The sequence below is a fragment of the Paraburkholderia sp. AV2 genome, assembly GCF_054968425.1.
In genome coordinates this window covers 1-6,500 of sequence record NZ_JBANLK010000094.1, presented here as the reverse complement: position 1 = coordinate 6,500, position 6,500 = coordinate 1, and the positions used below count along the sequence as shown (strand labels likewise).

Here is a 6,500-nt window from a genome sequence, read left to right as displayed (position 1 = left end):
AGGTTGCGTTACGGGTTAACAGCCCCTACGAACTCTTTTTGAAACCGTTTCTAAATTCATGCCATCCCCTCCTGCAGGGGGTTCCAGGCGCCCGCAAAATAAGCATTCGCGATATCCATCGCACAAAATTACAAATAAATAACAAGATTGGCTGTAAATCGATTTCACTTCTCTGTAACTACTGAATTTTAATCTTTCATTTTGAAAGGATAAAATTCCCTCCTCCTCGTTCAATCCGCACGCTTCCGGGCCATGGCGATTTCCTTGTTTGATCATTCGTATTTTTTGTTTGGCATCCTGATTTAACAGGAAACAAAGGATTCCGGACGGCGGCGATGAAATTCACGGCTGCCCTGTCCCGTATGGCCTCTTTCTTCTTTTCCTGGCCATGAACCGCCTTTGTCGTTGCTAGCGCAACTATTTTGAGAACCCCTGCTCCGGCAGAAGCGGTTTAGTTCACCCCAAGGGTCGAAACGGCCCGCGCCCCAGGTCTTGCGGAGCCTGCGTGCTACGCCCGCCTCGCCCAACCGGGTACATCGCTTGCTGAAGCACCGGAAGCTATCGGGCGAATCGCGGTCCCCCCATGTGCGCTGGAGGCGTCATGACACTGGCAACCCGTGTTGCGCGAAACATACACACCTGGCACAGGCAAACGCGCGGCACGCTGCCGCTGCGTATCGCCGGCGCCGCCTGGGCTCTCTGTGCCGCCTTGCATGCACAGGCACAAACCCCCTCGCCGCTCGGCGAATGGCAATATTCGGCCGGCATCCCGCTGGAAAAGATGTTCGAACCGCAGCAACCCGACTGGGAAGTGCGCCTCGGCATAGGTTCGACCTTCGAACCCCGCTACGACGGCTCCGACCGTTATCACATGCTGGCCGGGCCCAGTATCGACATCCGCTACAAGGATCTCCTGTTCGCCTCCACCGGCGAAGGCATCGGCGTGAACGTCCTGCAGGGTCCAAACTGGCGAGTGAGCGTGGCCGCCGTGTACGACCTCGGACGGCGCGCGCACGACGATCCGCCAGAGTTGAACGGGCTAGGCAACATCAATCCGGCTCCGGAGATGAAGATCGCCGGTGAATACGTGATATCGAAGGATTTTCCCCTCGTGCTGCGGGCCGCCTTTACACGCAGTTTCGGCGGCTCGAACGGCTGGAGCGGCGACTTCGGAGCCTACATGCCGCTGCCGGGCAGCAACCAGAGTTTCTATTGGTTCGCGGGTCCCTCGGTCACACTGGCCGATTCCAGCTATATGCAAAGCTGGTTCGGCGTAACGCCGCAACAGGCCGTCGACTCCGGCTACCGGCCGTATAGCGCGGGCGCGGGTCTCAAGTCGGCCGGCTTCGGCATCACGATGGTCTACTTCGTGAACAAGCACTGGTTCGTGAGTGCCGACGGCGCGCTCCGGCGCCTGCTCGGCAGCGCCGCGCAGAGCCCGGTCGTGCAGTCGAAAACCAATGGCGTGTGCGACATTTCGATTAACTATCAGTTCTAGTTCCTCCGCTCGCCCCCCTGCCCGGCCACGCCTCCACGCCTCATTTCCTGCTCATTTTCCGTCGCTAAGCTCTCCGTATGGGCGAAGGCCCATACGTTCAGTGCACAGCGGCGCCCCCTCCGCAGCACGGCCCTCCCACTCACCGTCAAGGACCTGCACTCATGTTTCCGTCGCTCTTCGCCGCCAGCTTCCTCGGCCAGCCCGCATGGCTCTGGGCCGCCTTCATCGCGGTGGTGATCGCGCTTCTCGTGGTCGACCTCGGCGTCCTGCACCAGAAAGATCGCGAGATCGGCATACGCGAGAGCCTCTGGCTTTCGCTCGGCTACATCGCCATCGGCCTGTTGTTCGGCGGCTTCATCTGGTGGCAGCTCGGTGCCGTTCCTGCCACTGAGTACGTGACCGGCTATCTGATCGAAAAATCGCTCTCGCTCGATAACGTGTTCGTCATCGCGTCGATCTTCGGCGCGCTCGCCGTGCCGCGCCAGTACCAGCATCGCGTGCTGTTCTGGGGTATCGTCGGCGTGCTGTTGCTGCGCGCGCTGATGGTCGGGCTTGGCGCGGCGCTGGTTGCGCAGTTCGACTGGATCCTCTATCTGTTCGGCGTATTCCTTGCACTCACCGGCGTAAAGATGCTGTTCGGCTCGAAGGAAGCGCATGACGCGGAGGACAGCGCGCTCCTGCGCCTTTTGCGCGGCGTGCTCCCCATCACGCCGCGGCCGGAAGGCCGCGCGTTCATCGTGTGGCGCGCGCACCCCGTCACCGGCAAGATCACGCTCTGGGCCACGCCGCTCTTCGTCGCACTCCTGATGATCGAGTTCGCAGACCTGATCTTCGCCGTCGATTCGATTCCCGCGATCTTTTCGATCACGACCGATCCGTTCATCGTCTACACGAGCAACATCTTCGCCGTACTCGGTCTGCGCGCGCTCTTCTTCGCGCTCGCCGCCATGGCGCATCGCTTTCATTACCTCAAGCACGCGCTAGCCCTCGTGCTGGTATTCATCGGCGCCAAGATCTTTCTGCACGGCTTCGTCGGCAAGATTCCGGCGGGCGTGAGCCTCGGCGTGACCTCGGCGCTGCTCGCCGGCGGCGTGATCGTCTCGCTGCTCAGGACGCGCCCGGTCGCCGGCCCGCGCGCCTCCTGAGTGCTTCCTGAGTGCTTCCTGAGCGCCGCCCGGCCACCTTCCCCCTCACGCGGCTGGCCCCACCCCGGCCGCGTCTCGCACTTCCTCATTTTTCGCTCATTCTGCACCCGTACGATGGTTTTCATCGAGGCAGCGCCCCACCGGCGCCTCCCTCGATGATCTGTCCACTCATCACGGAGCCCATCATGAAATGCCCGCAATGCCCTGACGCGACCCTCACCTTCGCGGATCGTCAAGGCGTCGAAATCGACTATTGCCCGCAGTGCCGGGGAGTCTGGCTCGACCGCGGCGAACTCGACAAGCTGATCGACCGAACGACGCCCCCGCGCCGCGCGGACGACGGCTACGGCGGCCACGCGGGTGGATCGCCACGCCATGCGTACGACCGTCACGATTCGCACGGGCGACGCCGCAAGTCGTGGCTCGGCGATCTGTTCGACTAGCCCGCGCCGCCTTCAACCCACAATCGACCCGCAATCGCCCGGTTCAAACGTTACAAGGACACCTGATCATGCGTACCTATTCCTGCAACAGCCCACAGGCCGCCGGCCGGATCGTCGCCATCGCGCTGCTCGCGGACGGCCACCTGAGCAGCGACGAGCTCACCGCACTCCATCGCGCGCGCATCGCCGAGCGCCTGGGGCTCGCGCCCGGTGAATTCGGCGCGATCCTGCAGGCTCTGTGCGAAGACCTGTTGACGAATTCGCACCTGAACTGGAGCGACGCGTGCAAGGTGGACTCCGACGTCATGCAGCAGGTGATGTGCGAACTGGAAGATCCCGAATTGCGCGCGGAAGTGCTGAATCTCTGCTACGTGGCGATCTATGCCGACCGCCACGTCGCCGATACGGAGGCGGCGCTGCTCGCTTCGCTCTCCAAAGCATGGCAGACCCATCCGCGACAGCGCCTGCTCGCCTCATGAGCCGGAAGCGCGGCGAGCCTCGCGCTCGCCGCGCCCATGTCAAACGCACACGGCCCAGCCCAGTCCGCGCACGTTGCGGATCACGGCGTGGCCGAACTTGCGCCGCACACTGTAAATCACGGCATCCACGGCATTGCTTTCCACCTCCTCGCCCCAGCCATAGAGCCGCTCTTCGAGTTGCTGCCGCGAGAGGATCGCGCCGGGCCGTTCGAGCAGCGCCAGCATCAGCGCATATTCGCGCGCGGAAAGGTCGTCCGATTGACCGTCGAACGTGAGGCGGCGCGCGTTGATGTCGAGCGTCACACGCCCGCTGCCCATCGCCGCGGAGGCGAAGCCCGACTTGCGCCGCACCACGGCGCGTATGCGCGCGAGCAGTTCCTTGCTCTCGAAGGGCTTCACGAGGTAATCGTCGGCGCCGAGGTCGAGACCTTCCACGCGCGTATCCACGCCGTCCTGCGCGGTGATGATGATCGCGGGCGTCGTGTCGTTCGAGGCGCGCAGGCCGCGCAACACGTCAAGACCGCTCATGTCCGAAAGCCCGAGGTCGAGCAGGATCGCGGTGTACGAACCGTCGCGTATCGCCGCGCGGCCGCTCTCGCCCGTGCGCACCCAGTCGACGCTGTACGACGCGTCCTTCAGTGCGCGCAGCAGCGCGGGCCCGATCAGCAGATCGTCTTCGATCAGCAGAATCCGCATCGTAATGTCCTCTCTCTCCGGCATTCGAGCGCGTCACTGGCGCGGGAGTTCGACACGCGCGACGATGCCCGACTGCCCATCGGCGCGGTTGGCAAGCGTGACGCTTCCACGATAGCTTTGGGCCACGGCCTCTACGATCGCGAGCCCCAGTCCACTGCCCTCCACGTCGTTCGCGCCCGCGCGGAAGAAACGGTCGAATATGCGTGGCAAGTCCGCTTCGGCAATGCCGGGGCCGCTGTCGCGCACTTCGATCACGATCCTCTGCGCCTCGCGCTGTACCGATACGTCGACCTGCGCGCCCTCGCCGCCGTAACGGACCGCATTGTCCACAAGGTTGCGCACGAGTATGCGCATGTCGGCCTCGGTCGCGCGTACGCTCGCGTCGTCAAGACGCTCCACGCCCAGGTCCACACCGCGCGCATACGCGAACGGCAGCAGATCCGCCATCACGTCGCTCACGACCTGCTTAAGCGGCACCTCGGCGAGCATACGCTGCGCGCTGCCGATCTCCGCACGCGCGAGGCCCAGCAATTGCGAAACGAGCGAACCCGTGCGCGCGATGCCATGCTTGAGCTCGGCGAAACGTTCGGCATACTGATCGGCGGGCGCGTGGCCCAGATTATCGATCTGCAACTGCATGGCCGAAATCGGTGAGCGCAGCTCGTGTGCGGCATCGGCAACGAACTTGCGTTCGGCGTTCACGAGCAGCGAAAGCCGCTCGATCATGCGGTTGATCGAGTCGAGAAACGGCCGCAGCTCGACGGGCGCCTTCGCGATATCGAGCGGCTGCAGGTTGTGCAGATCGACGCAGGCCGCGCGTTGCCCCATGCGTTCGAGCGGACGCAGCGTGAGACGTACCGTAATGGCGCTCGTGAGGGCAAGCAGCGGCAGCAGCGCGAGCACCGGCAACAGCGTCCAGAACGCCACACGCACGGCATTGCGATTGCGCACGCTGCGCGATTCGGCGACCTGAATGAATTCGTCGCCTGCCGCGAGCCCGAAGACGTCCCATGTCTCGCCGTCGTAATCGACCGTCGAGAAACCGTCCAGCCCGCGACGCAGCTTGACGGAAGGGTTGCTCGTGCGCGTCGGCACGGCGCTATCTGTTTCCGACCAGATCTGCACGACGAGATCGTCGGAAAACCGCCGCCGCGCGTCGTTTGCCGAGGCCGGATGCGGCACGCCGGTCTGCACGTGTGCGGCGGCATCGCGCAGGCTCGCGTTGAACTCCGAGGCCAGACCGCGCACGACGAGAAACGTCCCGAGCGAGCCGAGCAGCCCAACGAGGATCGCCAGCAAACCCAGTGCAAGGCTGAGCCGGCGGTGCAGGGAGTTCGCTGCGAAGAACATGGGCAATCTCGTGAGACAGGACAAGCGCGCCGCACCGCGGCAAGGAGCGCTCCATCATATCGGATTCCCTCGCGCGTCCCGTTCAACGGCGAGGCACTGGCCGGATCGCTTGAGCAGTCTGCTATGTCCCCCGTCGCGGCAAAAGAGTGCCGTATCGGTGCCGATGTGGATGGTGTCGGGTTAGCGCGTGGTCAAGCTCGCACGCAACTGGCAGATCGCGCGCGACAGTGCTAGATTCGGCGCACCGACCTTTTGATGAGGACGCCCCCATGAGCACAACGTCATCCCGGCCGACTTTCGCCTCGGCCGCCTACTATCGCGACCCGTTCGCGGCGCTGGACTGGCTGGAGAAGGCGTTCGGCTTCGAGCGGCAATTCGTCGTGACCACGCCCGACGGCAAGTTCGCCCATTCGGAAATGCGGTTCGGCAAGGGCTACGTGATGATCGGCGGCGGCTGGCCTGGCATGCCCTACGCGAGCCCGGCCGACGCCGAAGGCAAGAACACGCAGTCGGTGCACGTGCATCTGGAGAGCGGCATCGACGCCCATTACGAACGCGCACGCGCCGCCGGCGCAACCGTCGTGCGCGAGATCGCGGATCAGTTCTACGGCGACCGCGTTTATGTGGTGAGCGACCCCGAGGGTCACGTGTGGAGCTTTGGCGAGACGATCCGCGAAGTCACGCGCGAAGAAGCGGAACAAGCGAGCGGGTTCAAGATCGACGGCTGGATCTGAGGCGAAAAATTAAAACACCCCGGCGGGCGGACCCGGCGGGGTGTTTGGTCTTTACGTCCCACACGGTGCGCCGTGAAGGGCGCACCGCCGCACGACACGGCTTAGCGCTGCGCGATCGGCCTGGCTTCGCGCGACGCGTCGCCGATGAAGAGCTG

8 protein-coding genes are annotated in these 6,500 nt (G+C 64.0%); 6 read left to right on the top strand and 2 right to left on the bottom strand.

Annotated features, from left to right (window positions below):
- From V8683_RS30990 to V8683_RS30970, 5 genes are all read left to right on the top strand, one after another.
- Positions 1 to 185 (top strand): hypothetical protein (locus tag V8683_RS30990; protein ID WP_462880735.1); only part of this gene is annotated, 185 nt, incomplete at its 5' end.
- A gap of 416 nt (positions 186 to 601) precedes the next feature.
- The gene (locus tag V8683_RS30985; protein ID WP_411191713.1) at positions 602 to 1,498 is read left to right on the top strand and encodes a MipA/OmpV family protein; all 897 of its coding nucleotides are present in this window, start codon (positions 602 to 604) and stop codon (positions 1,496 to 1,498) included.
- Between the two features lie 161 nt (positions 1,499 to 1,659).
- The gene (locus V8683_RS30980) at positions 1,660 to 2,643 is read left to right on the top strand and encodes a TerC family protein (RefSeq protein WP_411191714.1); all 984 of its coding nucleotides are present in this window, start codon (positions 1,660 to 1,662) and stop codon (positions 2,641 to 2,643) included.
- 185 nt (positions 2,644 to 2,828) lie between these two features.
- Complete coding sequence (locus V8683_RS30975) at positions 2,829 to 3,086, top strand: TFIIB-type zinc ribbon-containing protein (protein ID WP_411191715.1); 258 nt, start codon at positions 2,829 to 2,831, stop codon at positions 3,084 to 3,086.
- 68 nt (positions 3,087 to 3,154) lie between these two features.
- Positions 3,155 to 3,565: a tellurite resistance TerB family protein gene (locus tag V8683_RS30970; RefSeq protein WP_411191716.1), complete on the top strand. Its 411-nt coding sequence runs from the start codon at positions 3,155 to 3,157 to the stop codon at positions 3,563 to 3,565.
- Positions 3,566 to 3,604: 39 nt separating this feature from the next.
- Here V8683_RS30970 and V8683_RS30965 read toward each other — a convergent pair whose 3' ends face one another.
- A complete protein-coding gene (locus V8683_RS30965) occupies positions 3,605 to 4,261 on the bottom strand; it encodes a response regulator transcription factor (protein WP_411191717.1) in 657 nt (218 codons plus the stop codon).
- Positions 4,262 to 4,294: 33 nt separating this feature from the next.
- Entirely contained in the window at positions 4,295 to 5,611 is a 1,317-nt protein-coding gene (locus V8683_RS30960) for a sensor histidine kinase (protein ID WP_411191718.1), read from the bottom strand.
- Positions 5,612 to 5,880: 269 nt separating this feature from the next.
- On the opposite strand from V8683_RS30960, the gene V8683_RS30955 reads away from it, so the two are divergent.
- Entirely contained in the window at positions 5,881 to 6,345 is a 465-nt protein-coding gene (locus tag V8683_RS30955; protein ID WP_411191719.1) for a VOC family protein, read from the top strand.
- Positions 6,346 to 6,500 lie beyond the last annotated feature (155 nt).

Coding starts and splice junctions, on each gene's coding strand:
- V8683_RS30985 (WP_411191713.1), top strand. CDS start 602: ATGACACTGGCAACCCGTGTTGCGCGAAACATACACACCTGGCACAGG.
- V8683_RS30980 (WP_411191714.1), top strand. CDS start 1,660: ATGTTTCCGTCGCTCTTCGCCGCCAGCTTCCTCGGCCAGCCCGCATGG.
- V8683_RS30975 (WP_411191715.1), top strand. CDS start 2,829: ATGAAATGCCCGCAATGCCCTGACGCGACCCTCACCTTCGCGGATCGT.
- V8683_RS30970 (WP_411191716.1), top strand. CDS start 3,155: ATGCGTACCTATTCCTGCAACAGCCCACAGGCCGCCGGCCGGATCGTC.
- V8683_RS30965 (WP_411191717.1), bottom strand. CDS start 4,261: ATGCGGATTCTGCTGATCGAAGACGATCTGCTGATCGGGCCCGCGCTG.
- V8683_RS30960 (WP_411191718.1), bottom strand. CDS start 5,611: ATGTTCTTCGCAGCGAACTCCCTGCACCGCCGGCTCAGCCTTGCACTG.
- V8683_RS30955 (WP_411191719.1), top strand. CDS start 5,881: ATGAGCACAACGTCATCCCGGCCGACTTTCGCCTCGGCCGCCTACTAT.